24 protein-coding genes and 1 pseudogene are annotated in these 26678 nt (G+C 45.0%); 4 read left to right on the top strand and 21 right to left on the bottom strand.

The features are described from left to right. Positions 1 to 16: 16 nt before the first annotated feature. Positions 17 to 1021: a BMP family lipoprotein gene (locus tag NSQ58_RS10560; RefSeq protein WP_069080350.1), complete on the bottom strand. Its 1005-nt coding sequence runs from the start codon at positions 1019 to 1021 to the stop codon at positions 17 to 19. A 284-nt stretch (positions 1022 to 1305) separates the two neighbouring features. Here NSQ58_RS10560 and NSQ58_RS10555 point away from each other — a divergent pair, with 284 nt between their 5' ends. After that, entirely contained in the window at positions 1306 to 4482 is a 3177-nt protein-coding gene (locus tag NSQ58_RS10555) for a bifunctional cytochrome P450/NADPH--P450 reductase (RefSeq protein ID WP_340959274.1), read from the top strand. Between the two features lie 94 nt (positions 4483 to 4576). On the opposite strand, the gene NSQ58_RS10550 is transcribed toward NSQ58_RS10555, so the two are convergent. From NSQ58_RS10550 to NSQ58_RS10525, 6 genes are all read right to left on the bottom strand, one after another. After that, positions 4577 to 5164: a restriction endonuclease gene (locus NSQ58_RS10550; RefSeq protein WP_023989579.1), complete on the bottom strand. Its 588-nt coding sequence runs from the start codon at positions 5162 to 5164 to the stop codon at positions 4577 to 4579. Positions 5165 to 5338: 174 nt separating this feature from the next. After that, the gene (gene aspA / locus NSQ58_RS10545; RefSeq protein WP_013311251.1) at positions 5339 to 6748 is read right to left on the bottom strand and encodes an aspartate ammonia-lyase; all 1410 of its coding nucleotides are present in this window, start codon (positions 6746 to 6748) and stop codon (positions 5339 to 5341) included. A gap of 199 nt (positions 6749 to 6947) precedes the next feature. Then, entirely contained in the window at positions 6948 to 7478 is a 531-nt protein-coding gene (locus NSQ58_RS10540) for a GNAT family N-acetyltransferase (RefSeq protein WP_316243994.1), read from the bottom strand. A 109-nt stretch (positions 7479 to 7587) separates the two neighbouring features. Then, positions 7588 to 7989 carry a VOC family protein gene (locus tag NSQ58_RS10535; protein WP_023989581.1) on the bottom strand — a complete coding sequence of 134 codons (402 nt, stop codon included), beginning with the start codon at positions 7987 to 7989 and terminating at the stop codon, positions 7588 to 7590. A 115-nt stretch (positions 7990 to 8104) separates the two neighbouring features. Then, on the bottom strand, positions 8105 to 10390 hold the full coding sequence (locus NSQ58_RS10530) for an S-layer homology domain-containing protein (RefSeq protein WP_341057351.1): 2286 nt from the start codon (positions 10388 to 10390) through the stop codon (positions 8105 to 8107). Next, positions 10380 to 11507, bottom strand: coding sequence for a hypothetical protein (locus NSQ58_RS10525; protein WP_341057350.1), 1128 nt, complete (start codon positions 11505 to 11507; stop codon positions 10380 to 10382). Before NSQ58_RS10525 ends, NSQ58_RS10530 begins: the two co-directional genes overlap by 11 nt. A gap of 303 nt (positions 11508 to 11810) precedes the next feature. Between NSQ58_RS10525 and NSQ58_RS10520 the strand changes: the two genes are divergently transcribed. Further along, positions 11811 to 12974, top strand: coding sequence for an aminotransferase A (locus NSQ58_RS10520; RefSeq protein WP_341057349.1), 1164 nt, complete (start codon positions 11811 to 11813; stop codon positions 12972 to 12974). A 516-nt stretch (positions 12975 to 13490) separates the two neighbouring features. Here NSQ58_RS10520 and NSQ58_RS10515 read toward each other — a convergent pair. The 7 genes from NSQ58_RS10515 to NSQ58_RS10485 form a co-directional block, all read right to left on the bottom strand. Next, positions 13491 to 14564: an ABC transporter substrate-binding protein gene (locus NSQ58_RS10515; protein ID WP_341057348.1), complete on the bottom strand. Its 1074-nt coding sequence runs from the start codon at positions 14562 to 14564 to the stop codon at positions 13491 to 13493. Beyond that, positions 14561 to 15382: an ABC transporter permease gene (locus NSQ58_RS10510; protein WP_023989585.1), complete on the bottom strand. Its 822-nt coding sequence runs from the start codon at positions 15380 to 15382 to the stop codon at positions 14561 to 14563. The genes NSQ58_RS10515 and NSQ58_RS10510 overlap by 4 nt, the downstream gene beginning before the upstream one ends. Further along, positions 15372 to 16184, bottom strand: a complete 813-nt coding sequence (locus NSQ58_RS10505; protein WP_023989586.1) for an ABC transporter permease — start codon at positions 16182 to 16184, stop codon at positions 15372 to 15374. The genes NSQ58_RS10510 and NSQ58_RS10505 overlap by 11 nt, the downstream gene beginning before the upstream one ends. Further along, positions 16174 to 17283, bottom strand: coding sequence for an ABC transporter ATP-binding protein (locus NSQ58_RS10500; RefSeq protein ID WP_028542542.1), 1110 nt, complete (start codon positions 17281 to 17283; stop codon positions 16174 to 16176). Before NSQ58_RS10500 ends, NSQ58_RS10505 begins: the two co-directional genes overlap by 11 nt. 75 nt (positions 17284 to 17358) lie before the next feature. Further along, positions 17359 to 18495 carry an N-acetyldiaminopimelate deacetylase gene (locus tag NSQ58_RS10495; protein ID WP_023989588.1) on the bottom strand — a complete coding sequence of 379 codons (1137 nt, stop codon included), beginning with the start codon at positions 18493 to 18495 and terminating at the stop codon, positions 17359 to 17361. Positions 18496 to 18676: 181 nt separating this feature from the next. Continuing rightward, on the bottom strand, positions 18677 to 19390 hold the full coding sequence (gene dapD, locus NSQ58_RS10490; RefSeq protein ID WP_076264709.1) for a 2,3,4,5-tetrahydropyridine-2,6-dicarboxylate N-acetyltransferase: 714 nt from the start codon (positions 19388 to 19390) through the stop codon (positions 18677 to 18679). A 212-nt stretch (positions 19391 to 19602) separates the two neighbouring features. After that, the gene (locus tag NSQ58_RS10485; protein WP_341057347.1) at positions 19603 to 20511 is read right to left on the bottom strand and encodes a hypothetical protein; all 909 of its coding nucleotides are present in this window, start codon (positions 20509 to 20511) and stop codon (positions 19603 to 19605) included. Positions 20512 to 20744: 233 nt separating this feature from the next. Here NSQ58_RS10485 and NSQ58_RS10480 point away from each other — a divergent pair, with 233 nt between their 5' ends. Together NSQ58_RS10480 and NSQ58_RS10475 are read left to right on the top strand one after the other, a co-directional pair. Beyond that, complete coding sequence (locus tag NSQ58_RS10480) at positions 20745 to 21689, top strand: DMT family transporter (protein ID WP_190297661.1); 945 nt, start codon at positions 20745 to 20747, stop codon at positions 21687 to 21689. 75 nt (positions 21690 to 21764) lie between these two features. Beyond that, positions 21765 to 22628: a sulfurtransferase gene (locus tag NSQ58_RS10475; RefSeq protein WP_075154534.1), complete on the top strand. Its 864-nt coding sequence runs from the start codon at positions 21765 to 21767 to the stop codon at positions 22626 to 22628. A 161-nt stretch (positions 22629 to 22789) separates the two neighbouring features. On the opposite strand, the gene NSQ58_RS10470 is transcribed toward NSQ58_RS10475, so the two are convergent. The 7 genes and pseudogenes from NSQ58_RS10470 to NSQ58_RS10440 form a co-directional block, all read right to left on the bottom strand. Continuing rightward, positions 22790 to 23416 carry a class I SAM-dependent methyltransferase gene (locus NSQ58_RS10470; RefSeq protein WP_341057345.1) on the bottom strand — a complete coding sequence of 209 codons (627 nt, stop codon included), beginning with the start codon at positions 23414 to 23416 and terminating at the stop codon, positions 22790 to 22792. Between the two features lie 21 nt (positions 23417 to 23437). Further along, complete coding sequence (locus NSQ58_RS10465; RefSeq protein ID WP_061829686.1) at positions 23438 to 23893, bottom strand: DinB family protein; 456 nt, start codon at positions 23891 to 23893, stop codon at positions 23438 to 23440. Positions 23894 to 24128: 235 nt separating this feature from the next. Beyond that, entirely contained in the window at positions 24129 to 24683 is a 555-nt protein-coding gene (locus NSQ58_RS10460) for a hypothetical protein (RefSeq protein ID WP_075154537.1), read from the bottom strand. 138 nt (positions 24684 to 24821) lie between these two features. After that, positions 24822 to 25052, bottom strand: a pseudogene (locus NSQ58_RS10455) (methyltransferase); the annotation flags it as partial. Positions 25053 to 25167: 115 nt separating this feature from the next. Next, positions 25168 to 25302 (bottom strand): hypothetical protein, encoded by a 135-nt coding sequence (locus NSQ58_RS10450; protein ID WP_256703474.1) that lies wholly within the window; start codon positions 25300 to 25302, stop codon positions 25168 to 25170. Between the two features lie 211 nt (positions 25303 to 25513). Beyond that, a complete protein-coding gene (locus tag NSQ58_RS10445; protein WP_341057343.1) occupies positions 25514 to 25951 on the bottom strand; it encodes a protein export chaperone secb in 438 nt (145 codons plus the stop codon). A 70-nt stretch (positions 25952 to 26021) separates the two neighbouring features. After that, positions 26022 to 26645 carry a hypothetical protein gene (locus NSQ58_RS10440; RefSeq protein ID WP_341057341.1) on the bottom strand — a complete coding sequence of 208 codons (624 nt, stop codon included), beginning with the start codon at positions 26643 to 26645 and terminating at the stop codon, positions 26022 to 26024. Between the last annotated feature and the right edge of the window lie 33 nt (positions 26646 to 26678).

Raw genomic sequence — 26678 nt, 5'->3', positions numbered from 1 at the left:
CTCCGTTTGCGAAAATTTATTGGGTGGGAACAGTCAGTGTGCCGGATTTGATTTTTTCCTTTAAATCATCCAACAACTTTTGCTGATCCGGACTCAGTGTCACGACACGAATAGGCGCTAAACCTACACCATCTTCCGCAAGACCAAACACCATATCCTTCTCCGTAAATTTTCTTTGATGATCTGCAAAGCCTTTGACTGCTGTATAAATTGCAATGTCTACATTTTTAAACATCGAGGTCACTACCGCTTTTTCCGCAATAAAAAACTGGTCGCTATCGACCCCGATGGCGAATTTATGCTGCTTTTGCGCTTCCTGCAGCGCACCTACACCCGTAAGACCTGCGGCTGCAAAGATGACATCAATCTGATCCTGATTAATCATGTCATCTGCAATTTCCGTACCCAGTTCCGGCTTTCCAAAATCTCCTGCATACGTTGCAGTAACTTTGGCATTTGGCTTGACTGATTGCACCCCTGCGCGATACCCAATTTCAAATTTTTTCAACAAAGGAGATTCCGCACCTCCGAGAAAACCCACCTGTTCGGTGCGACTCGTCAAACCAGCAACGACTCCAGCCATAAAACTGCCCTCTTCTGCTTTGAAGCTAATAGAGGCCACATTCGGTAAATCTGATTTCTCATCCACGATTAAAAATTTACGGTCTGGATATTTTTTAGCAATGGATTCCAAGCTGTCCTTCACCATGTAACCCAGCCCAATGATTAAATCAGCTTTTTCTTGAGCAAGCTGTTCAAAAGCCGCATCATACGTCTTGGTCTCCGTTATTTCTCGGTATTCAAAAACAATTTTCCCCTCATCCCGTGCTTTGACCAAACCTCGAAAAGCAGCGTCGCTGTAAGATTGGTCACCCAGACCAATATCTGACAGTACGATTCCCACCTTAATGGGCTGAGCCTTGGTTTGTGCTGCCGATTGCCCACATGCACTTAGCAATAATGCAAAGATTGTGACAATGGGAATCCACCTAAAATTTAATAATTCAGCTCGCTTTTTCATGACATATCACCTCAGCATAATTTGGAAATCCCCAACATCTTTATATCGGTTATAAAAGCATATTTTTTCATAAGAGTTTCTGTAAATTCATTGTAAATAGAACATGATAAATAAGATTATTTTTCTCTATATGTAAAAAATGTATATTTTTATGCTTCTTTTATTATACGAACTGTCCAAATTCACTTATTTTCGTTTATATCGTAAGAATAAAGTGTAATTTGGAAAACATAGGTACTCTGAAACCATCACTCTATTTCAATTCGAAAGGAGCAACATTAAAAATGACTTCGACAGATTTAATTCCACAGCCCAAAACTTATGGTCCCTTAGGTAATCTGCCCTTGATCGATACACATGCCCCTGTCCAGTCTTTGGTTAAGCTTTCTTATGAGTACGGTCCAATTTTTCGCATGGATCTGCCTGAAGGAACGAACATTTATATTTCCGGTCATAAGCTGGTCGCAGATGCTTGTGATGAATCCCGTTTCGACAAACAAGTGTGGGCTCCATTACAAAAAGTACGAGCTTTTGCAGGAGACGGACTATTCACAAGCTGGACTGAGGAACCGAACTGGCGCAAGGCCCACCAAATTTTGCTACCAAGCTTCAGTCAGAGAGCTATGAAGGGTTACCACAATATGATGCTTGATCTTGCTGTTCAGCTGATACAGAAATGGTCTCGGCTTAATCCCGATGAAAGTGTAGAGGTACCGGAAGATATGACCCGGCTGACTTTGGATACCATCGGATTATGCGGCTTTAATTATCGTTTTAACAGCTTCTACCGCGATCAGCCCCATCCGTTCGTGACCAGCATGACACGCGCATTAGATGAAGCGATGGGTCAGCTGCAACGCCTTAATCTGCAAAACAAGCTGATGTTATCGAAGAAAAAGCAGTTTAAAAACGATATCGAAACGATGTTTTCTCTGGTAGACAGCATTATTCAAGAACGCAAAACCCTTGGCAACCAAGGAGAAGAGGATTTACTGGCACGTATGCTGGAAGGCAAAGATCCAGAAACTGGTGAGACGCTGGATGATGAAAATATCCGCTATCAGATCATCACCTTCCTCATCGCCGGTCATGAAACGACCAGTGGGCTTTTATCCTTTGCCATTTACTATTTGCTTAAGAATCCGCGAACGCTAACCAAGGCTTATGAAGAAGTGGATCGCGTGCTCACCGATTCGCTGCCTTCTTATACTCAGGTTCGTGAACTCAAGTACATAAGGATGATACTGAATGAAGCTCTGCGACTATGGCCGACAGCGCCCGCCTTCTCTCTCTTTGCCAAAGAAGATACGTTGCTCGACGGAACCTACCCACTTAAAAAAGGTGACAGCGTCAATGTACTCATTCCAAAACTGCACCGTGATACCGAGGCTTGGGGCGAAGATGTTGAGGAATTTCGACCGGAGCGCTTCGAGGACCCATCCGCCATTCCGCAAGATGCCTACAAACCGTTTGGCAACGGTCAACGCGCCTGTATTGGACAGCAGTTTGCCTTACAGGAGGCCACTCTTGTGCTGGGTATGGTACTGAAACATTTTGAGCTGATTGATCATACTCATTATGAGTTGAAAGTCAAAGAAACGCTCACACTCAAGCCGGAGGGCTTCACCATTCAAGTACGCCCGCGCAGCACACAGACTGCCGTTATGCTGCCAGGTGCCGTTCAAGAACTTCATGAACAAGAGGAACAAAAGGTTGCACCCCCCCATGCCGAAAAACATGATACTTCTTTGCTTTCTTTGTACGGCTCGAATCTGGGTACAGCTGAGGGACTTGCAGGTGAACTAGCCGATTTAGGTCGAAATTGGGGTTTCAACAGTAGCATAGCAACTCTGAATGATCGTGTGGACAATTTGCCTAAAGAAGGCGTGGTACTTATTACGACCGCATCTTATAATGGGCATCCGCCAGACAATGCTGATGCCTTTGTACAATGGTTGGAGCAGGCAGGCGAAGGGCAACTGGCAGGCGTAAGATATGCTGTATTCGGCTGCGGCGACCGCAATTGGGCCAGCACGTATCAGCGTATTCCAAGGCTGATCGACGAGCTGATGTCTGCCAAAGGGGCAAAGCAACTGTATGACCGGGGTGAGGGCGATGCCAGCGGTGACTTCGAGAAGGATTGGGAAGCCTGGAACCACGGCTTATGGCCGGATTTGTTGAATGCTTTCGGGGTAGAGCACAATGATACAGAACCGCAGGACAGCAACAGCCTGAGCATAGAGTTCGTCAGCGCCATACTCAGTACACCTCTTGCAGACAACTACGGAGCAGTTACCGCCGTCGTTACAGCGAATCGTGAGCTGCTTGCTGCTGAAAGTGAACGTAGTACACGACATCTGGAGCTCAAATTACCAACCGGATTGTCCTATCGCGAAGGTGACCACCTTGGTGTGTTGCCGCGTAATCCTGCTTCGCTGGTCAAAAGGGTGATGCAACGCTTTAAATTACAGGAACAGGATTACATCGTATTGAGAGGCAGTGACCGGGATGCGGCGCATCTCCCCTTAGATCGGCCTGTCAGCATAGAAGATTTGCTCACTCTCAGTGTGGAACTGCAAGAACCGGCAACGAGAGCCCAGCTACGGCAACTGGCATCCTTTACAGTGTGTCCACCGCACAAGAAAGAAATTGAAGCTTTGCTGGAGGATACTACCTTTGATCGAGAGATACGACAGAAGCGCGTCACGATGCTGGATATTCTGGAGAAGTATCCAGCCTGCGAGCTGCCATTCGAAAACTTTATCTCGCTGTTACCACCACTAAAGCCTAGGTACTACTCCATCTCAAGCTCTCCGCTTGAATCGGATAATTCGGTGAGTATAACAGTGGGCGTCGTGCGTGGACCAGCCCGTAGCGGACAGGGCGAATACCTAGGAATTGCCTCTAATTATTTGGCACAGCTCCAACCAGATGATCCTATTGTCATTTTTGTGCGTAAGCCTCAGTCGGGCTTCCGTTTACCGGAAGATCCAGCCGTGCCTGTCATCATGATCGGTCCGGGTACTGGAGTGGCACCATTCCGCGGATTCCTACAGACACGCTATGTACTTAAGGAGAGAGGAGAGCAGCTCGGCGAGGCTCATCTATACTATGGCTGCCGTAATCCTAAGCTCGACTATCTGTACAAGCAAGAGCTGCAAGCCTGGGAGCAAGAGGGAATCGTTACGCTTCATACAGCCTTTTCACGTCTGCCCGATCAACCCAAAAGATACGTGCAGCATGTCATGAAGGAAAATGCGGACGCTCTGATTCACTTGCTTGATGAAGGAGCGCATCTGTATGTATGCGGTGATGGTAGCCGGATGGCTCCCGATGTAGAAGACACCCTTTGTGCTGCTTACGCGGAAGCACACCATACCAGTAAAGAAGAAGCACAGCAATGGTTGGATCGTCTCCAACAGGAAAAACGCTATGCCAAGGATGTCTGGACAGGCATCTAATGATAACAGTATAAGAGCAAGCATTATGTTAAAAAATAAAAGGGACTGATTACTGGGCTTCGATCTCGTCGCAGTAGTTCAGTCCCTTTTATGATTATCTTTCACTCCATTTGGAAGCAATCACATCTACTTTGCTTTCTATTAGGTCCATAACCTCCTCGCGCTGCCTAGCCTTGAATAAATCAATCATGTCGATCAAGTCGTTGCGGTCTAATAATTTAACCCCGTTGACAGCAGCAAGTGTTTTACAGGATTCCGTATAACGGCCGGAGGTGATGACGAGGGACTTGTCAGCTGCATAATAACGCATAGAGGTATAAATCTCCTGCACTGCTCCCAAGCCTACCGGATGTTGTACCCCATAACGTTTGGCCTGTATGACAACTCTGACGCCTTCACGGTCTGTAAAAACCAGATCCGCTCCAAAATCCCGGCTACTGGTTGTTTTATAGATGTCCTTATAGCCAAGCGCGGATAATAACCGTTGCAAATAAAGTTCAAATTCCGAGCCATCCTCCATACGATCTATATCCTGAATTCCAATTTTGCGTGGGTCCAGATCACGTAAAATCCGATTTCTGCGACTACGTATCAGTCCTCTGATGATGAGCGCAAACAACACTAAAAGTACAATGAGTCCTATTCCTAATTCCTTGTATGCCAATAATTTCTCTAGCAACATCCAACTCTCCCTTTTCTACCATAAGCGTAGCCATATCATCCTTGACAGGACACTCCCCTATGCACGCTGGCACCCGTATTACATCTGTGTTATCACATAACAATAGCCCCGCCAGATTCGACGGGGCTATCTTCGTCTTGCCTCAAAGCTGTCTAAACTCCATACTCCGCATCATTATTCGCGATTCAGCAAAGATTCTCCGGCAATACCAGGCTGAGTCATTTGGTACGGGTCCAATATAATGTCCAGCTCCTCCTCGGTCAGTACATTGTACAGCAAGCACAACTCACGCACCGATTTCCCAGTCGTAATTGCTTCGCGAGCAATACGTGATACCACCTCATATCCAAGATGCGGATTAAGCGCTGTAATAATGCCTACACTGTTCTCTACATATTCACGACAACGCTCCACATTCGCTTCAATCCCTTCCACACAATGAATGCGGAAGACGTGGAAGCCCTGCTTCATAATTTCCAGCGATTGCAGCAGATTGTAGACCAGTACAGGCTCCATCACATTCAGCTCGAGCTGACCAGCCTCTGAAGCCAAGCAGATTGTATGATCATTACCAATGACCTGAAAAGCAATTTGGTTAATGACCTCACACATCACCGGATTTACCTTGCCCGGCATAATGGATGACCCTGGCTGACGAGCAGGCAGACTCAGTTCTCCCAGACCTGCACGAGGTCCGGAAGCCATTAACCGGATGTCATTTGCCACCTTAGACATATTCATCATACAAATTTTCAAGGCAGCAGACACTTCAGTATAAGCATCCGTATTTTGTGTAGCATCTACAAGATTTTCGTCAGCTTCCACAGGGAAGCCACTGACTTCTGCCAGTACCTCTGCGACACGCTGAATATAACGACGGTCTGCATTCAGGCCAGTACCCACCGCAGTTGCGCCCATATTAATCGTTAGCAGGTGCTGCTTGGTCGCACGGACGCGTCCGATATCACGACCCAGCACACGCGCATAAGCCTGAAACTCCTGCCCTAATCGTATGGGCACTGCATCCTGCAAGTGAGTCCGGCCCATTTTAATCACACTATCAAACTCATTTGCCTTCCGGGAAAATGCTTCCTGAAGCTCACTCATGGTGGCTAACAGCTTATCAATCATACTTAATACAGCCAAGTGTACGGCAGTAGGAAAAGCATCGTTCGTCGATTGCGCCATATTAACATGATTATTAGGACTGATCTCCTGATAATCTCCGCGTTGCTTGCCAATCAGCTCCAACGCGCGGTTCGCAATCACTTCATTTGTATTCATATTAATGGACGTGCCTGCGCCGCCCTGAATCGGATCGACGATGAAATGATCATGCAACTGTCCTTGTATAATCTCATCAGCAGCCTGAATAATGGCCTCTGCTTTGGGGCGATGTAAACGGGTTAGTTCCATATTTACCGTCGCTGCTCCCTTTTTCACGATCGCCATGGCTTTAATCAACTCAGGGTGCAGTCTTTGGCCTGTAATTGGAAAATTTTCTTTTGCTCTCAGCGTTTGTACACCGTAATAGGCATCTGATGGCACTTCCTTGGTACCTAAAAAATCATGCTCCAACCTCATATTCTCTGATTCCTCCGCTGTGTTTGCTACGTTCTTCAATTCAGTACACCCAAATTGACATAAAAAGACCTTTTCTGATCCCCTCTTTATTATACGTTTCTATTCCCGTGCTTTTCCAGTCGAATAAACGCGGAAAAAACTATGTAATCCTATGACAAGTTATGATTACCCGTATATACCACAATTATTCGGTAAATGCTCAGCTATGACTAGAATACAGATTTAATGGCTTATAATAATATCGAGTGGCATGAAGCTGACCATCGGCTGATTGAGCATAACCCGGAATAACACCAGCTTCTACGAACCCGATCGATTCGTATAGTCCATTGGAGGGGTCACCCACCCGCGTATCGAGCACCAGTAACGTTCTATCCTGACTTAGTGCCTCTTCTTCCGCTACCTTCATTAACTGTCGTGCGATCCCCAGTCTGCGTCCGGACGGATGCACCATAAGCTTTGCAATTTCCGCACGATGAATAGCGTTAGCTTTTTGAGCCAAATGCAGCTGGACCGTCCCTACAGGTACTCCGTCCTTCTCGGCAATCCACAGAACTACGCCATCCCCAAGTACATTGTTCCAATAAGCTGCTGCTTCCTCATAACCTAATGGGGGTAAGAAACCTATAGATGCGCCGTCTGCAACCACGTCGATTAACAGTCGACTCAGTGAATCTGCCAGGGCTTCGCTCAGAGCTTGAACAGGGTAGACTCTTATTTCGTTGGACATTGTGATTCCTCCCGATGAGTTCGATAACATACAATAAAGAAAGCAAACTATCTTTTGAGGATAGCTTACTTTCCATGATACTTCGTTTACTTCATCATTCTTATTTCCATTACTGCTCTGCCATATAAAAGAACTCCCACAAATGACCATCCAAATCCTGAAAGCTCCATCCATACATAAAACCATGATCTTGAGGTTCGTTCGAGGGCTTACCGCCCGCTTCCAAAGCCTTGTGGACGATCTCGTCCACCTTTTCTCGGCTCTCTACCGATAAGGCAACAATCGCTTCTGTACTTTTTGTAGCATCTGAAATTTCTTTTGTCGTGAACGCTTTAAAACGTTCTTCAACCAATAACATGACAAAAATATGCTCACTAACAACCATACAGGTTGCATGTTCATCAGTGAACTGAGCGCTGAATTCAAATCCGATGGTAGTGAAAAAATCAATGGACTGTTGCAGGTTTTTAACTGGTAAATTCACAAAAATTTGTTTAGCTGTTACTCCCACGACATTTCACCTCTTCATTCGTAATTCATTCTACTTTTTCATACTACCTCTCCACAAAAGATAACTTAACTATCGTATAAAGTCAATCAATCTGACATTTGTGTAATGAAGTCTCCTATTCCCAATGTAGCTTATCCAGTGTGCGTGATAATACAATCGCTGCTTCTGCCCTCGTCACAGATGTATCCGGGCCAAAACGGCCTTTCTCGTCTCCCTTCATAATACCTAGTCCAGACAAAGTCTTCACAGCCGGAGCTGCCCATGTAGAGATCTCCTGCGCATCCGATAATGATACAGATATACTTTCACTCACTTCTCCTGTATGTTCTTCTGTGTTCCCAGCGAAGCGCAAGGCTCTCTCTATGATCACAGCCAGTTCCTCCCTCGATACCGGTGTATTAGGACGGAAGCTTCCGTCAGCATAGCCGTTGATCAGCCCGGCTGCTGCTGTGGTACGTACGGAATCCGCATACCACGATTCGGTTTGAACGTCGTCAAAGCTCGTCAGCGTGCGATCTGTACGCTCCAGTCCAAGCACACGAACCAGCATCGCTGCCAGTTCAGAGCGTCGCATCTGGCCTTCAGGCTCAAAATGCATGTTCGCTAAGTCCCTTTCACGAGTCGCACTAGCTGTAGACGCTGTTGAATCGGTCCCCGTCACAAGCAGGCGAGTCGCCAGCCGTGTAATGTCTTGCTGCGCCCAATGGCCGGATATATCCATGAACGTTCTGACTTCACCAGAAGCCCCGCCATCAAGCACAGCGTAAGTCCCTCCCGAACGTCCATACACGGTTATTTCCTCACTCGCAGCGTGAAAAGGAACAGGTTGATAGGACAGCTGTCCGGCTTGGTTGGTCGATACCTTCACTACAGCAAGCTGGTCTGCATCGACCGTTGCAGGAACACGTAACAGATAACGTTCATACCCACTACCAGAGTCTCCGTTACCTGCCAAAAGCTGTTTCCGTCCATCCTCACTTCTCAGTTCAGCTGTGATATCCAAAGCCTGTAACAGTTTGCGCCCTGTCGGAACATCCAAGCGTTTAGCCAATTCTTCGTTCAAAGCGACGGAAACATTCAAGGAAATTTGTTTTACAGGCACCTGCCAGGTATCAGCCAGTTTCTGAAGAGACAAACGACTTGTTGCTACTTCATATCCACCCTGTGGCGTTTCCACTCGAAGAGTACGAATACGGTCGTTCAAGACGGCTCCCAAAGCTTCACCGTTTAAATGAACCTCGTACGTCCTCGCTTCTACTTGCTCCCCTGCACGGATCACAAGCGTACCCTTCGCGCCATTTTGAATGGCCTTTTGTATTTCAGCAGCTGTTACTTGAGCAACTGCCTTTTTCAGTCCGTTTTGTTCCACTCCGATCATTACAGACTTGACTTGCACCACATTTGTACCAGACAGGCTGCTTCCATTGGGTTCACTACTGGCAGTCTGACCCTGCCCATTTACCGTTCCATTCATGTTACTGCTACTGCTATTCCCAGCGTTGGCGTTTCCAACGTTATCCTGCTGATCCTCATCGTCATCGTCATCGTCATCGTCATCGTCATCGTCATTTCGGCCACTCCCACCCTCTGTTGGTGGTTCTTCCGTTTTGCGCGGCAAATCTATTTGCGCAACCAACGGATCATGATCGCTGACCCGCCCGTCTGCCGTACTAAAGTCTGCATTCATATGAACAATATCCAGCACGGATGTTTTGCTTAGTGACGGGCTGACCAGCATATGATCCAATGTTTGCGAATTACCTTCATAAATATAGGAGTACCGTTCCTTTTCATCCAAATTGTCAATCAGATTGGTCAATTCATGCCCCCGTAGCAAAGCCAGCGTTTCAGAAAATTGAAAATCATTCAGGTCACCGAGCACCACCATATTGGCCTTAGGGTTTACTTGCAGTACCGACTTTACAAAGCCATTCACAATCGTTGCAATCTTCGCACGCTGTATTTCGCTGCTTCGCACAGGCGGCTGAATTCCTCCAAATGGCGCTTGATCGCCCCCTTTGGAATTAAAATGGTTAGCGACCACAATCACCTGCTGGCCTTGAAACTCAAATTCAGCGGCCAACGGCTTGCGCGAGTCTTCAAATGACGCATTCAGGGGATCAATCCGACCCGGGTTGAGAGAGAGTCCCTGCACTCCATAAGTGACAGACGTAACTGAATCCCCCTTGGGCTTGTCGGTCAGCGTAACACGTTGCGGATTGTACAAGAAGCCAACACGGATGTTGCCACCGGGGGCACCGCCATCCTTATTATTTTCAGGGGCAATATCTGTAAAAGCGTACTCCGGGCCTCCATGAGCACGAATCGCCTCTATGAGCACTCGGAAGCTTTCGGAAGCGTCTGTGGTGCCATCGTCTTTCTCACCGTTATTATCCTGCACTTCCAGCAATCCTATGATATCGATGATTCAAATTTACGGCAATAGCCTGCCCCAGCTGATCTATTCGTTTTCCATCACCGGGATCGAAGTTTTCCACATTAAAAGAAGCTACTGTCAGCTTACGATCATCGCGTAACAAACGCGTGTTGGCTGGCTGGAGGCCGCCAGGTACAACATCCGGCATACGCTCTGGCAGCAGCTTATAATTGCTAAAGCTATAGCTCACCACACCTGTGATAGGACCCGCAAAACGATCGCCTGTCTTCAACGATGTCGAAGGCTTCGCATCAATCAGAATCCGTTGCGGGTTCAGACTTCTTTCTGTCAGCATGAGTCCGCCTGCCTCCGTTACAACCTCACCTGTGTTTGGACCGTTATCAATTCGGACTGGAATTTCATAACCATAAGGACCAATCACAGTGGCATCCTTCAACTCTACACGCATGCCTTCCAGGCTTTCGAAAAAGTCCAAGCCATCCTCCTGTGGATCAAACACCGTCATTCCGTCATGATCCACAACAGATGTCGGCATCACACGTCCCTGTTCACCTAGCAAAATTGGAGATGGCAATGGACGGTCATTGGCAATTACCTTAACCGAAGAAGCCACAATTTCTGTGGTCGTCAAGTCGATTGGCTTACTTCCATATGTTCTTTCCGTGTATTCCTTCACCGAACCGCTAACCCTTACCTCATCCCCTACCTGTGCACCGTGACTAGGCTTGTACACTAGAATGGCCTCGGATGTTTTTTCATCCTGATCCACTTGATCATCCATCTCTTGGATATAGAAGCTGCTCCCCTTCACCATTGTGACAACGCCTTCAATATCCGCTACTTTTTGTCCTTCATATGGAGAACGGTGTGCTACCCCCTGTATATCGTGGATGCGAAGCTTTTTAGGAAAATAGACATCTGCATATACACTTGCCCCTACAGTTACGGGTGAAGGTTGCACCTCTTTTCCTGCAAAAGATGCAGGCTCTGCCGAAGCTTTTCCACTGGACAACCCTACCGGCCCTCCAGCCGAAAGCACCAGTATGACACTGAGCCATGTGATTCCGAACCTTTTTAATTTCGTGGGTAATATTTTTACTATGTATTCTTGTTTCATCAAAAGATACTCCCCTCCCCATTTTTACTATGATTACGCTTACAAATATATTCTTCTTTTAAGATACCATAAATTAGTCAATTTAGTACCTTAATTATGTAAGGATTTTGCAAAATTCGATTCCAGTCGCTCCAAAGTGCAATATATAGACGCACTAGACCACTTCGGTCTATATATTGTTCATTGGAAGTCGCTTATTGTATGTTTGCAAAACCATCATATAAAAATGAATTCTTCTTGCCGTAGCATATTCAGATCAAATTATTGTAAACTTGTTCTAATACAGAAAAAGGTGGCACATAAGCTATGGAGCATATGCTTAACGATCAGGTTAAAAACATTCAAATCAGCGGCATCCGCAAAATCGCCAACAAAGTTGCCGCATTACCCGGAACCCTGTCATTAACGATCGGACAGCCGGACTTCCCTACCCCTGCGCATATTATGGAAGCTGCCCATCGGGCGATTAACGAAGGACGCACCTCCTATACACCTAATCCGGGACTGCCGGAATTACGAGAAGCCGCAGCGGCGTTTGTAGCTCGTAAATACGGCCTAAATTACCGTGGACAGGATGAGGTTATCGTAACGAACGGAGCCAGTGAAGCGCTGGATATTACCTTACGCACGATTTTGTCACCCGGCGATGAAGTCATTCTGCCAGTGCCGATCTACCCAGGGTATGAGCCATTGATCCGTTTGTCAGGCGGCATTCCTGTGTTTGCCGATACCCGCAGTAGCGGCTTCAAGCTCACGGCCGAGGTGCTGGAGCCTTATCTGACCGAACGGACAAAAGCAGTCATTCTCGGATATCCTTCGAATCCAACCGGACGAGTGATGAGCCGTGAAGAACTGGAAGCGGTCGCGGATTTACTGAAGAAGCGTGATCTGTTTATCATTTCGGATGAAATATACAGTGAACTGATTTACGATACCCCCCACGTGTCCATTGCAACTCTGCCAGGTATGCGTGAGCGCACCATCGTCATTAACGGTCTGTCCAAATCACATTCCATGACGGGATGGCGCATTGGTTTTACACTTGCACCCGCTGAAATTACACAGCACATGGTCAAAGTCCATCAGTACAACGTAACCTGTGCCAGCTCGATTAGCCAATATGCTGCCCTGGAAGCCTTGACCACTGGTGTCGATGATGCACTTCCGATGCGTGAGGAATACCGCAAGCGTCGTGATTATGTACATGGAAGGCTGACAGACATGGGTATCCCGCTGGAGAAACCCGAGGGAGCCTTTTACCTTTTCCCTTCCATCGCGCATTTTGGATTAAGCTCTATGGATTTTACCTTGAAGCTGCTGGAAGAGCATGGAGTGGCTGTCGTACCTGGAGATGCCTTTTCTTCCTATGGCGAAGGATACATTCGCTTGTCTTATGCTTACGGGCAGGATGTGCTTGAGCAAGGGTTGGATAAAATAGAGAGGTTTGTTAGGGGAATTGTGAGGAGTTAAGGTGGGGGAGGCGCTACGCAGTCCATTTGATCTTCCGATCGCTGTTGCTGGGGGATTCTTGGATTGGATAAAACATTTATAGGTAAGAATCCCTCAGCAAAGGCGAACGCTACCGCTTCTCCAGATTCAAATGGCCCGCTTCGCTCACTGCCCACCTTAAAGTCCCTCATTACGCTAACATGTGTGTAGAGTAAGGGGAGCAGAAGTACAATACTCACCGCTTTGCGCGGTGAATAAACAAAACAGGCCCTTGAACCACCTGTACGGATGGTTCAAGGGCCTGTTCGCTCTTCCTCTACTCCCTCATCTGGTGTGGGATTAATGGGTGCGTACCTTTAAGCACGGTGCAGCGGAGGGGGCGGAATGGTGCTGGACAAGCGGAGCGGTCGCCTTTAAATTCCGATTTTCACCTTTAAATATTCAATCATAAAAATCGGAATTTAACAGCGATGGTAAGCACCATCCGCCACCGCAGCGACCTTTAAAGCACCAACCCCTAATCCCAACGCCACTCCCCTACTTTAAATGCATTTTGAATTGCAGGAACAATTCATTATAATGAGCGAGCATGCGCTTGCCTAGATTGTTGTATACTTCCAGCTTATCTGTAATTTCGGACGGAGGGTAAAAACGCTCGTCGCCAGAGATATCTTCAGGCAACAACTTCTTTCCATCCTCGTTGGGTGTGGAGTATCCTACAAACTCGGCATTTTGAGCGGCTACATCGGGCTGCATCATGAAATTGATGAACTTATGGGCCGCATCCACATGCGTAGCAGTTTTTGGAATAACCATATTATCAAACCACAAGTTGGAGCCTTCATCTGGCACGATGTAATCGAGCTTCTCGTTCTCATCCATGATTTCAGACGCATCACCGGACCATACAACCCCGGCAGCAGCTTCCTCGTTTGCCAGCAGCATTTTAATCTCGTCACCGACAACCGCTTTGACATTAGGCGCTAATTTCTCCAACTTCGTCAAAGCCTGCTGTAAATGTGCCTCATTCGTATCGTTCAAGGAATAGTGAAGGCTGTTCAGTGACATCCCTACGACTTCCCTCGCACCATCAACCAACAGTAGGTTATTACGCAGCTTTGGATTCCACAGACCGTTCCAGCTATGAAAATCAATGCCTTTCGTCAGCTCCGGGTTAAACACAATCCCGACTGTACCCCAAAAATATGGTACCGAGTATTCATTATTCGGGTCAAACGAAAGGTTTAGATAATGAGAATCCACATGCTTCAAATTCGGCAGCTTGCTGTGGTCCAACGGGAGCAACAAGTGCTCCTGCTTCATTTTAGCCAAAGCATATTCCGAGGGAACCGCTACATCAAACGAAGTTCCTCCCTGCTCGATTTTCGTCAGCATCGCCTCATTGGAGTCAAAGGTCTGATAAATGACAGTAATCCCCGTCTCCTTCTGAAACCGTTCCAACAGCTCGGGGTCAATGTAGTCTCCCCAGTTGTACACCGTCAGTGTGTTGCCACCGGAGTAGCCTTGACTGGAATTAAGCCATGCTGCAACCCCCATCAGACCAAACGAGATGATGAAAATGGACAGAAACACGCGCACAAGTGACTTCATCTAGGCACCCCCATTTCTGCCGCAGGCTCTTTTTTACCATTACGATTCGCCTTGCGCATAATAAAGTAGTAACCCACCACCAGCAGCACAGTAAACAGGAAAATGAGCGTGGATAGCGCATTGATGGACAAGGAAACCCCTTGACGGGCACGTGAGTATATTTCCACCGATAAGGTCGAATAGCCACTACCTGTCACAAAAAAGGTCACCGCAAAATCATCCAGCGAGTATGTTAACGCCATAAAGAAGCCCGCATAAATCCCTGGCTTGATAAAGGGTAGAATCACCTTGGTCAGCACATCCATTCGGCTGGCACCCAAATCACGCGCGGCATCGACCAGAGATGGACTCATTTCCTGCAACCTCGGCAAAATCATAATGACCGCAATCGGCACACTAAATGCAATATGGGATAATAAAACGGAGTAGAAACCCAGCTTAATCCCGACCATCGTGAACAAAATGAGGAAGGAAGCGCCAATAATGACGTCCGGGTTCACGATCAATACATTATTGAGCGACAGCATCGTGTTTTTGACTCGACGGTTCTGCATCTGATGAATAGCCAGTGCCCCCATAATGCCAATAATCGTAGCCAACGCAGACGACAGCAAAGCAATCACCAAGGTGTTAATGACAATAATGATCAAACGGGTGTCTGCAAACACCTCTTTGTAATATTGGAGTGTAAAACCTTCAAACTCATGCATCGTCCCGCCACTGTTGAAGGAATAGTACATCAAATACAAAATAGGTGCGTACAACACGAGAAAAACAATCACCAAATAAATATTCCCGAATCGGTTTTTATTTACCATGCCGCACCCTCCGTTTCGTTCCCGAGGTGAGCAGCATAATGATCCCCATCGCCAAAATCAGGAACACGGCAACCGTAGAGCCCATACCCCAATCCTGAGTAACCAGAAAATGCTGCTCTATCGCCGTCCCCAGTGTAATCACACGGTTACCTGCAATCAGGCGGGTAATCATAAACAGCGACAACGCTGGAATAAACACAGCCATGCAACCGGATCGCACACCCGCAAGCGTTAACGGGAAAATAACCCTGCGAAACGCGGTCCATTTGGAGGCTCCCAAATCACGGGCTGCGTCCAGCAATGACGGGTTTAACCCTTCCAGCGCGTTATAGATGGGCAAAATCATAAAAGGCACAAAAATATAAACCGACACAAACACAAAGCTGGAGCTGGTAAACAATAATTGCTGACCACCCAACCCAACCATACCTAACACCGCATTCACCGGGCCATAGGTACCAAAGATCCCGATAAAAGCATACGTTTTGAGTAGCAAGTTAATCCAGGTCGGCAAAATAATGAGCAACAGCCACAGTTGCTTATGCTTGGTGCGTGTGAGCAAATATGCTGCCGGGTAAGCAACTAACAGTGAAAATACAGTGATCAGAAATGCATACCAGAACGAGCTAAGCGTCATGCTCAAATAAACAGGTGTCAGAAACTGAGCGTAGTTGTTGAAGGTGAGATGACCATCCACATCAAATAATGAATAGTAAAACACAAGTACAACCGGAGCTGCCACGAACAGCACAATCCATAAATAGTAAGGCAGCAGATACGCTGCTCTTGTATTACCGGACATGCTGATCCACCTCTTCATAGGCTTCCAGACGCCGATCAAATTCTTCCTCTGTTTCCCCGAACCGCATCACATGGATCGCTTCCGGGTCAAATCGCAGACCGATTTCACTGCCCAGCTCCGCCTTTTTGGTAGAATGTACGAGCCACTCCTGACCCGAATCATCATAGCAGCTTATTTCATAGTGAACACCTCGGAACAATTGGGTATCTACTTTTACACGTAGCTTGCCTTCAGCCACACTCGTAATCTCCAAGTCCTCTGGCCGGATCACAATTTCAATGGGCTCGTTCGGACGTAATCCTCCGTCAACACATTCAAACTGTCGACCGTTAAATTCCACTTGGTAATCCGCAATCATCCGTCCTGGGACAATATTGGATTCGCCGATGAAATCAGCAACAAACCGATTAATCGGCTCATCATAAATATCATTAGGCGTACCACTCTGCTCAATCTTACCTTTGTTCATGACAAAAATTTCGTCCGACATGGCCAGCGCTTCCTCCTGATCATGCGTAACGAAAATAAAGGTAATTCCAAGGCGCTGCTGCATTTCGCGCAAAATGTACTGCATTTCTGTACGCAGCTTTAAATCCAGTGCAGACAACGGTTCATCCAACAACAGAACATCAGGCTCATTGACGATAGCCCGTGCGATGGCTACACGCTGACGCTGTCCCCCGGACATCTCAGAAATTTCTCGCTCACCGTAGCCTTCCAGATTGACAAAGGACAACGCCTGTGTCACCTTCTCCTGAATGTCCTTTTTGTTCATCTTTTTGATGCGCAGACCAAAGGCTACATTTTCAAACACATTCAGATGCGGAAATAGCGCATAATCTTGAAAAACCGTATTGACCTGCCGCTCATTGGCTGGAACACGATTAATGAGTTTTCCATTTAAATAAATAGAGCCTTCTGTCGGCTCCGCAAAACCTGCAATCATACGCAGAATCGTTGTTTTACCACAGCCGGAAGGACCCAGCAGTGTATAAAATTTACCACGCTCAATCTCAAAGCTGACGTCCGCCAGCACTGGGGGATCGTTGTCATATTGCTTGGTCACCCGTTCAAATCGGATGATGGTTTGCTCTCCCATAACACCCTCCTTCAAAAATTCGACTTCATTCCATTTCATTCTTTTCATTAAACATAATTATTCAGGGCGTATCATTTACCCTTGAGACTTCCATGTAAAATAGTCTGTCAGCACACGAATGGCTACACCAATCGCTTCCTCCGCAGGTTCCAGCTTCGCATGATGCAAACCATAAGGCGTATCAACACCAAGCCAGAACATCAGACCGGGAATTCGCTCCAGAAAATACCCAAAGTCTTCTCCGGTCATCGCTTCTCCGCATTCAATAAGCTGCACATCCTGCCGATTACGGACCCAGTTCATAAATTCCTCGGTCACCTGAGCTTCATTGTACACTTGCAAATAGTTTGAGCCATAGTGAATCTCTGCATGGCATTCAAATCCAGCTTCAACACCGCGTACCAGCGCTTCAATCCGTGATTTAACCAGCATCATTGTATCGGCTGACAACGTTCGAATCGTACCCTCCAAACGGGCGGTTTCCGCGATAATATTTTGCTTCGTGCCTCCGCTAACCTTACCCACGGTAATGACCGCTGCATCGAGTGGATTCACATTACGGGCTACAACCGTCTGTAATTGTCCCACCAGTTGGCAAGCAGCTACTACCATATCATTCGCCTTGTGTGGATACGCAGCATGCCCGCCCATACCCTTCAGGTCGATGAAAAGCTCCGACGTATTGGCAAATAGGATGCCCGGGCGAGTCGCAATTGTACCGACAGGATATTCAGGTGCAACATGCAGCGCGACAATTTCATCGGGTATCCAGTCTGCCAGCTCCATGCTGTCCCGCATAGGCAAGGCTCCGCCCGGCCCTTCCTCAGCAGGTTGAAACAGCACAACCAGGTCATCCTTAATCGGATGGCTTGCAAAGTGAGTAACAATTCCCAATCCAATCGTCATATGTAAATCGTGTCCACAAGCATGCATATAGCCGGGATGGTTCGAACGAAAATCGTACCCTGTCTCTTCTTCAATCGGTAAACCATCCATATCACAACGATATCCATAGCGGCGTTCAGGAGCTGTTCCATGAATGAACACTAACACGCCCGTACGCCATGTACGAATTTCCAACCGCTCCTGAGGGAGCGTTTCCAAATAATCCAGCAAATATTGCTGTGTTTTGTATTCCTCAAAACCTGGCTCGGGAATTTGATGTAAATCTCTTCGTATTTGGACAAAAGAACGATAGTCGACCGTACTCATTACCGCTACGCCTCCTCTTTATAGCTCATCAGCTCTTATCTGGCAAAAGAACAAAAGGACAAAAGCCCGGCGCAGCCGCCGAGCCTTGTCCGTTGTGCTTCGTCCCTAAGTTATGCTGTCAGTGCATCATGCTTCTGACAAGGAATCGTTCACCTTTGGTACATAAAAAACTTTTGCCTTCTTACAGAACGCGCAGTTCTTTCAAAATCTCAGTTTTAGATTTGGTCTTATCGTCGACCTGTTTGATCACACGTGCAGGTGTACCCGCCACTACGGAGTATTCAGGCACATCTTCAGTTACGACAGCTCCGGCTGCAACAACTGCACCTTTACCAATTCGCACGCCTTCCAATACGACCGAATTCGCACCGATCAATACATCGTCTTCTACTACAACTGGCTGTGCAGATGGTGGTTCAATGACACCCGCCAGGACAACGCCTGCACCGATGTGACACATGTTACCTACTTTAACACGACCGCCCAGCACAGCATTCATATCAATCATCGTGCCTTCACCAATGGTGACACCGATGTTAATCACTGCACCCATCATGATGACTGCGTTGTTACCGATGCCAACCATATCACGAATATATGCGCCTGGCTCAATGCGGGCATTGATGCCTTTCAGATCGAGCATAGGAACAGCAGAGTTACGGCGGTCATTTTCCACCACATAGTCTTCTTCTTTCGCGTTTGCGCTATCCAGTACAGGCTTGATATCAGCCCAATCCCCAAATACAACACCACTGTCTCCAGAAATAAAAGCTTGAACATTCTCGCCAAAAGATGCGGTAGCCAAAGCTCCTTTTACATATACTTTAACAGGCGTCTTTTTCTTGCTGTTTTTAATCACGTTGATGACTTCTTGTGTATTCATTTCGATGGACATAGTAAATCTAACAACTCCTTCATCGCTTCATACGACTTCGCAAGCCGGAATGATCTTATTCTCTCATCCTTTATAGCACAAAAGTGCAGGTCTCGCAATTATAGATTAGACCCTTATAGCTCTAACCTAACCCTTAAAATAACAATTTTCAGCGGCATGACTGCCTTAAATTCATGATTGTAAGCCGCCGACCACCCCAACACCAAAGAGGGTTATTTATTAGCTTGCAGGCTCTCCAGCGATGTATAAATGAAGGATTCGAATCCTTCAGCAGGTTCACCTTGTGGAATGTTCACTTTCACGATGAAACCGCCTGTTTTATTTTCTACAACAATATATTGCTGTGTCATCTTCGAACCGCTCACTTGCAAGAACAGACGGCTGCTGGTCAGCTCTTGAGGGACGGATGCTTTGTCCAGCTTTTGCACCTTGCCGATGGAAGCTAGATCCTTTTCGCCTTCTTTTTGAAGCTCATCCAGATTAAAATCGGAGGGCAGCTTTGTAATTTCAGCATAATAGTTATCATCTACAGCCAAGGCAACACGGTTTTGATCGGGAAACAGGGACATCGGATCAAACACATACAGTGAATATCCCTCTCCTTTTGCCAATGTTGCTGTCTGCTTTTCCTTTTTTCCTTCAAGGGTAAGCTCAAAAGCTTGAGTTTTCGAGCGTTCCCCGCCTGCTTGTTGACTGGAACTTCCGTTTTGACTGCTATCTGTTGCAGCCTCTGTTTTTTGTATTTTCGTTAAAGTCAGTTGTTTCGCCGTCGCGTCGCCCTCTACTGCTTTCTCGTTATATTCAAACGCCACTGTATCGCCTTCTTTAAGACCAGCTATTACCGTGTCCAGTCCCTCCCCCAATTGGAAGGATTGGGCTTCGCCATTGGTTTCAATCTCTACCGTATGCGGGTCAGCAGCTCCATTGTATACACCTGTGCCTTTTTTAACCTCCGGCTCAGCGACTGGCTCCGGTTTAACTTGCGGCTGCTGTTGCGTTTGCGGTTGGTCTGCCCCTTGAGGTGCGTTGTTATTGGTTTGCGGTTTCGTTCCACAGGCTGACAGAGCCAGCACTGCTACTACAGTCAGTAGTATGATTGAAAATGTGTTTTGTTTTTTCATAAAATCCACCTCCACTATGATAGACGAGCTTGTGCAGCAAAAGTTCTACGCAACGTCTCACTTAAAATCCTACCTCCTGCTCCCGTTTATAATATTCTCAGGATTTTGCAAAATCCTAATACCACGGGAATGTCAGGTACGGTATAATGGGCTGTATTAAACCTATTTTTCGAGATACCGCTTGGAAGGAACATAGACGTATTTACTTTCTTCCATACGGATGGAGCTGCCACATGAATCAAGCACACAAACCGTCGTTTTCCTTTGAATTATTGTACATCATAGGTATTATCGCTATTTCGTTCTCCTCGATCTTCGTAAGATGGTCTGAAGCCGAGGTGTCCGTCATCGCTATGTACCGTTTGTACCTAACCAATCTGATCATGCTGCCTTTGGTCTGGAAATACCGCACTGAGCTGTTTAGCCTGACCCGCAAGCAGTGGATGCTGATCCTCTGGTCCGGCATTGCGCTAGGGCTGCATTTCTTGCTCTGGATGGGCTCACTGCGACTAACCACCGTTGCAAGCTCTACCGTTATTATGACATTGGAGCCGATCCTTGTCATGCTCGGTTCTTTTTTGTTTTTCCGGACGGGCACGAATCGTGCTATGCTCATCGGAATGGGTATGGCTTTTATCGGCTCACTGGCCATCGGAGCTGGAGACTTCCATGTCTCGGGACAAGCCCTGCTCGGGGACGCACTGTCCTTCTTGGGTATGGTAGCCGTGTCCATCCATATGCTGATGGGCAAGCATCTGCGCGAGCATTTGAGCGCGTTTGTGTATAATTTTTGGGTTTTCGCCATCGCAGCCACCTCACTTGCGCTGTATAATGTGGTCAATGCCATTCCTTTTACCGGATACGCTCCACGGGAATGGGGACTGTTCCTGCTGCTTGCCATTGTGCCTACGCTGTTCGGACATTACCTGTTTAACTGGCTACTCAAATACATTAACGCCACCGCGGTGTCGATGGCGGTACTCGGCGAACCCGTTATTTCTTCCCTGCTAGCTTGGGTGCTGCTCGGGGAAAGGTTGTCTACTTTACAATTTGGTGCAGGCTTTTTCATCCTGTTCGGGGTATGGATTTTTATCCGATACGGAGCGGATTTTAAAAAGAAAGTCATCCACCAAAGTGAGTTGCCCGACACTGAGCATCCCCTGAAGGCCAGCTCTTAACTTATTTACCCCATTTTCATAAACCATACTCAACGGATTAAATTTACTGTTAAATAAAGGAAGGCGGAATCCTCTATGAAATCCATCGTATCCAAACGCTGGCTGCTGGCCCGATTGTATGAGCCGGACATGATCATTGCTGACTGCCGTTCCCTGCTCGGACAAGCCGGGGCTGGACGGACTCAATTTAATGAAGACCATATTCCAGGGGCGGTTCACTTCGATTTGGAAGAAGACCTTACTGCTCCTCTTGGTGAGCATGGTGGTCGCCATCCATTACCTGATGCGGATACACTTGCCGCACGTCTGAGTCGTGCCGGGATCAACGCATCTTCACGCATCGTCGCTTATGATGACCAAGGCGGTATGATGGCTTCCCGCTTCTGGTGGCTCCTGCGCTATCTCGGGCATGAGCAGGTGTACGTACTGGAAGAAGGCTACAGTGCCTGGAAGGAAGCAAAATTCCCCGTTACGGCAGATCAGCCGATTCGCATTCCCTCGACCTTTGTGGCAAATGTTCAGCCACAAATGCTCACAAGTATGAAAGAAGTACAACATATATCCGAAGATTCTGCTCCTGTTGGCTCCTATATCGGTTTTTCACCTATACTGATCGACTCCAGAGAGCGGCCGCGCTACCTGGGACTGGAAGAGCCCATAGATCAAGCTGCGGGGCATATCCCCGGTGCGGTGAATTACTTTTGGAAAGAAGTATTGGACGAAAAAGGCAGCTTTAAAAATGCGGAACAATTGCAGCAGCACTTTGCCGACCTTGATCCAAACGCAGAAATTATCGTGTATTGCGGTTCTGGCGTATCCGCCTGTCCCAATGTACTGGCCCTGAATGAAGCTGGATTTAGTAAGGTCCGTTTATATCCGGGAAGCTGGAGCGACTGGATCAGCTATGAGGAGAATCCGGTGGCGACCGGAGAGGAATAAAAAGTTTTCAACGGATATACAGGTTCTAAAGACAAATACACTGTCCTAAGCGATTAGGCTTACGGCAGTGTATTTGCTTTGTTCAAAAAGCACAAAAAATCAACTTGAGCTGAGTGAAGCAATAAAACGATGTAGTTGAAGTTACTTGCTTCTTAGAATAGCTATCCAATCTTTTGAACAAATATATATCTTAATTCATATTTTTTCTGTTTTTTTTCTGCATATATCAGAGTTTCTCTTATGGAACCCGTTTCTAGTATAATCAAATCATTAAAATGTTCTATTAAATCTTCTTCAGTAAAGAAGTGAGCATATTTACCTTTCTTGTATTCATATGTTCCTTCTTCAATTTCCCTACCCACACCATTATTAAAATCACAATCAGAAAAACATGTGAAATACATTACTCCCAATTCCTTCAAATGCTTCACGCAATTCTGTATCAGTTTTTTTCGATCTTCTAACAAAAATAAATGCAATAAATCATAACAATATATTCCATCATACCTTTGGCATGTACTAAACTCTAATACCGATTCTTGAATAAAATTCGTTTTTAAGTCCCATTCTTTTGCTAGATCTATAGCTGAACTAGATATCTCAATTCCATCAACCTGAAAATAAGAAGAGAACGCCTTCGTATTTCTTCCATATCCAGCACCAGGAACCAAAATATCATGTACATTATTCTTTTTGAACAAATCTATAGCTTGGGTTACAGTTTGACTTGGTTCACAACCCCAAATCATCCCTTCTTCAGTAAATCTTTTGTTCCAATAATCCCCCACATGATTCACCCGCCTATATACTCACATAGCTTTTCTTTTAAGTTCATCAATCTGTCTGATATGATGTTGATCATGCCAGATAAAATCTCTTAAATATGATATTACAGTAAACTTCCCGTTAGCATATTCTTTAGTAAACTTATCGTCTTCAAAACTCTCTATACTCTCCAATATCATGTTACGGTACTGAATAGTCATTTTAATTAATTCTTCTTTCGTTTTTGTTTTTCCATATTCAATAGCATCCTGATTAAATTGTTCAAAATCCATATGTGTTAATGTCAAAGGTTTATTGTTTAATATCGGATTTATTGCTGCTTCAAAAAAGTATTTATCCCACAGCAGTATATGACTTACGACATCCTGAACTGACCATTTACCTTCAGCAATCGTTATTTGCCAATCCATTTCACGAATCTCAGAAACAAAACTGATCCATTCTTTGAACTCCTCTAGTAACCGTGACTTCTCATTCATGGTATCACGCTCCTTTTTTCAAATTGCAATTATTTAGGATAACGTTTTTGTATTCACGCTCCCCCAAAGGGGTTGTCTGCTGAAAATCCTTTTTCGAGACTCCTTCTCGCAGACCTAGGCTCCGTAAGGAGATGCAGTTGAATATTAAGTATAGGATATCCACCACATTTTTTTGAGCTACTAACATCTTCTAATCCCACATAACTCACCTGATAAATAAGACGAATATTCTGTCCTAACCAAACCAGAAAATCACTCTTACATCTTCAGCATTCCCTAATTTCAATAATTTTGGAATTGTTTCATTGATGAAGTTCGAACATGTATTCATAATATTTCTGTATTCCATAAATTGATCACAATAATAATTTTCATCCCATTTAAAATTAATTAAATCCTTCAATAATAGCCAACTGTGGTCATAAAAATCATCTTTATCCTCGAATGCAACTTCACTCAATTGAGGGGAAATATCCACTGGAAGACCTCTTGGCAAAGATATAAACTTTAGATTATGATCATTCCTAGTATTCGATAGAATACTAAATAAATCATAGTTTCTATCCCCACTGTAAAATTCATAAGGATCACTTGGTTTCAATTTAGAAGTCTTGTGTTCTGGATACAGATAGTAATAAGGGTTAACAGTCCACTTATCTACACTTAACCAAGTAGCAGTATCATTTAATTCTTGCTTACTCTTTTTGATTTTTCTCCAAGTACCATCAATCTGTTCACATTCGTCTCTGAAGTACCTTTTCTCTACAAAAAACCAAATGTCTGTACCCACATATAGCCTCCCACAATGTTTTTTGCATACACCCTACTTTAAAAGTCTCTGTACCGTACCAAAGGAAATCTTCATATTAGGTGTTATACTAACCAAGATTTATCACTGAACTCTTTAGAAAAAGTTGCTTCTGCTTCATATTGTTTTTGATATTTTATTGGCTTGCTTAATTAATTCCATGCCTTTGTCAATGCCAGTATATGTTGATCCATTTGGTAGCAATGGAAGAAGCTTTAGTCCTAAATATCCAAAATCGCATCCATAATCTATGATCTTTACAGGTTTATTTATCTTCCAAACCCTTTGTATAAGAAATTCCAAGTAATCATCGTTATAGTACAACCAGCGGGTATTTCTTAGATAATCAATTTTATTGTCCCAGTAATATCAGACATAAAAATCCCCCTTGTTATTTAATTTGGCGATTTTCAGCTAACGTTTATGTATTTATCCCCCGAAAGGATTAAGGTGCTTCAGCACCGAGTCAAATACTTAGCCTTGCAAGGTTGATCGCCTGAGCCCCAGAGAGATAGCTTGGAGAAGTATAAATTTCCGAATTTTCAATTCGAAGATGTACATCTGCCCAACCAATATTACTTAGTGTATAAGTAAATTTCATGTATACTCTCCTTTTCAATATTACGGTTATTTCGGCTAACGTTTGTGTATTCACGAACATGAGAACCTTAAGGCTCTGAAGGAGCTGCCCGCTACATGGTTAAGTTCTCAGACGGTCCACTGAATTTGCTTCTTGAGCCGCATCTAGTGGACCAAGGAAGCGAAAGCGACTACAGTGTGAATACGATGTTAGGTGGAATGCACTGAAATACTCACATAATTAATTCAATTTTCCCTTTAGGCTCTACTCGAACTAATACCTCTTCTATAGTCATTTCTGGAGTTATAATTATCGTTTTGTTTAGGTTCCGACTTAAATCTTTTAGAAAGTTCATGAGTACATCTATTTTTTTCTCTGAGTCTATCTGTATTGGTGAAATATCAAATTCAATAACGCTTCCTTCATAAAAATGCCCACAAATATCAATTTCACTATATTCAATAGTTATCCCAATACTTGCTTCTTTTTTAATTCTTAACAATTCAGCAATATCCCTAATTCTAGTTAGTAGCCCATCTATAGTTACCTGATAATTAATCTCACTACTTTCTAGGTAATTAAAAATTAAAGCCCATACTTGGATGTCTGTATCCAATATATAAATATCCCTTAGACTTCCATCTTTAAAGAATACTTCATCGTAATTCATTCAGGCCTCCTAACACTCCGTATTTCACCTAACGTTCTTATATCTACAAGCCCTCACTATCTATTAGCTTCTAATCTTCATTCATTCTATCTGCTCGTATCCAGCTCATTTCCTCAATGTTTAATAATTCTTTAAACTCTTCTACTAACTGATGCTCAGATTCCAGTTGTGTATAGTAATTATTATTCAAAATATCGTCTAATTGTTTTATTCGCTCATTATCTAGTTCAAAAAATCTAAATGTTTTTAGATTGCAATTTGTAAACTGTTTTGCATTTTTCTCATTGTATTCATTAGATCTCAGAACTTCTTCAATTAATTCAGTTCTGATTTTGTCCTCTCTAGGGTCTACATATAAAAATTCAATGTGATCTTCCTCTGGATATCTTTCTTCTGCAAGCTTAATAATTGAAGTATCTAATAACACATATGATATATGAAGACTTGCTATCTCTTGTGAATTATAAACTACACGGTATCCCCAACAGTGATCTTCAAAATTATAAAAATATAACACTGGGATTTTTTCTGAAATTTGAAATAGACTTTCTGGAATTTCTTCACTTTCTTCTGTATCTTTGGTTACGAAAACAAACCATTTGTCATTTAAATCCTCCGCGTATATAGGATCATGCTCAAGAATTGCTTCTTTATATTTCAATAGTGATAAGCTTCCTGAAGTCAATTCACTCATTGTTTTGGCCCCTTTTTGTTTTTTAGTCATATT

This window comes from Paenibacillus sp. FSL M7-0134 (assembly GCF_038007865.1).
GTDB lineage: Bacteria > Bacillota > Bacilli > Paenibacillales > Paenibacillaceae > Paenibacillus > Paenibacillus polymyxa_B.
The sequence above is the reverse complement of the archived record's forward strand: the minus strand, read 5'-3'. Positions and strand labels throughout refer to the sequence as shown.

Coding starts and splice junctions, on each gene's coding strand:
- NSQ58_RS10560 (WP_069080350.1), bottom strand. CDS start 1,021: ATGAAAAAGCGAGCTGAATTATTAAATTTTAGGTGGATTCCCATTGTC.
- NSQ58_RS10555 (WP_340959274.1), top strand. CDS start 1,306: ATGACTTCGACAGATTTAATTCCACAGCCCAAAACTTATGGTCCCTTA.
- NSQ58_RS10550 (WP_023989579.1), bottom strand. CDS start 5,164: ATGTTGCTAGAGAAATTATTGGCATACAAGGAATTAGGAATAGGACTC.
- aspA (WP_013311251.1), bottom strand. CDS start 6,748: ATGAGGTTGGAGCATGATTTTTTAGGTACCAAGGAAGTGCCATCAGAT.
- NSQ58_RS10540 (WP_316243994.1), bottom strand. CDS start 7,478: ATGTCCAACGAAATAAGAGTCTACCCTGTTCAAGCTCTGAGCGAAGCC.
- NSQ58_RS10520 (WP_341057349.1), top strand. CDS start 11,811: ATGGAGCATATGCTTAACGATCAGGTTAAAAACATTCAAATCAGCGGC.
- NSQ58_RS10515 (WP_341057348.1), bottom strand. CDS start 14,564: ATGAAGTCACTTGTGCGCGTGTTTCTGTCCATTTTCATCATCTCGTTT.
- NSQ58_RS10510 (WP_023989585.1), bottom strand. CDS start 15,382: ATGGTAAATAAAAACCGATTCGGGAATATTTATTTGGTGATTGTTTTT.
- NSQ58_RS10505 (WP_023989586.1), bottom strand. CDS start 16,184: ATGTCCGGTAATACAAGAGCAGCGTATCTGCTGCCTTACTATTTATGG.
- NSQ58_RS10500 (WP_028542542.1), bottom strand. CDS start 17,283: ATGGGAGAGCAAACCATCATCCGATTTGAACGGGTGACCAAGCAATAT.
- NSQ58_RS10495 (WP_023989588.1), bottom strand. CDS start 18,495: ATGAGTACGGTCGACTATCGTTCTTTTGTCCAAATACGAAGAGATTTA.
- dapD (WP_076264709.1), bottom strand. CDS start 19,390: ATGTCCATCGAAATGAATACACAAGAAGTCATCAACGTGATTAAAAAC.
- NSQ58_RS10485 (WP_341057347.1), bottom strand. CDS start 20,511: ATGAAAAAACAAAACACATTTTCAATCATACTACTGACTGTAGTAGCA.
- NSQ58_RS10480 (WP_190297661.1), top strand. CDS start 20,745: ATGAATCAAGCACACAAACCGTCGTTTTCCTTTGAATTATTGTACATC.
- NSQ58_RS10475 (WP_075154534.1), top strand. CDS start 21,765: ATGAAATCCATCGTATCCAAACGCTGGCTGCTGGCCCGATTGTATGAG.
- NSQ58_RS10465 (WP_061829686.1), bottom strand. CDS start 23,893: ATGAATGAGAAGTCACGGTTACTAGAGGAGTTCAAAGAATGGATCAGT.
- NSQ58_RS10450 (WP_256703474.1), bottom strand. CDS start 25,302: ATGAAATTTACTTATACACTAAGTAATATTGGTTGGGCAGATGTACAT.
- NSQ58_RS10445 (WP_341057343.1), bottom strand. CDS start 25,951: ATGAATTACGATGAAGTATTCTTTAAAGATGGAAGTCTAAGGGATATT.
- NSQ58_RS10440 (WP_341057341.1), bottom strand. CDS start 26,645: ATGAGTGAATTGACTTCAGGAAGCTTATCACTATTGAAATATAAAGAA.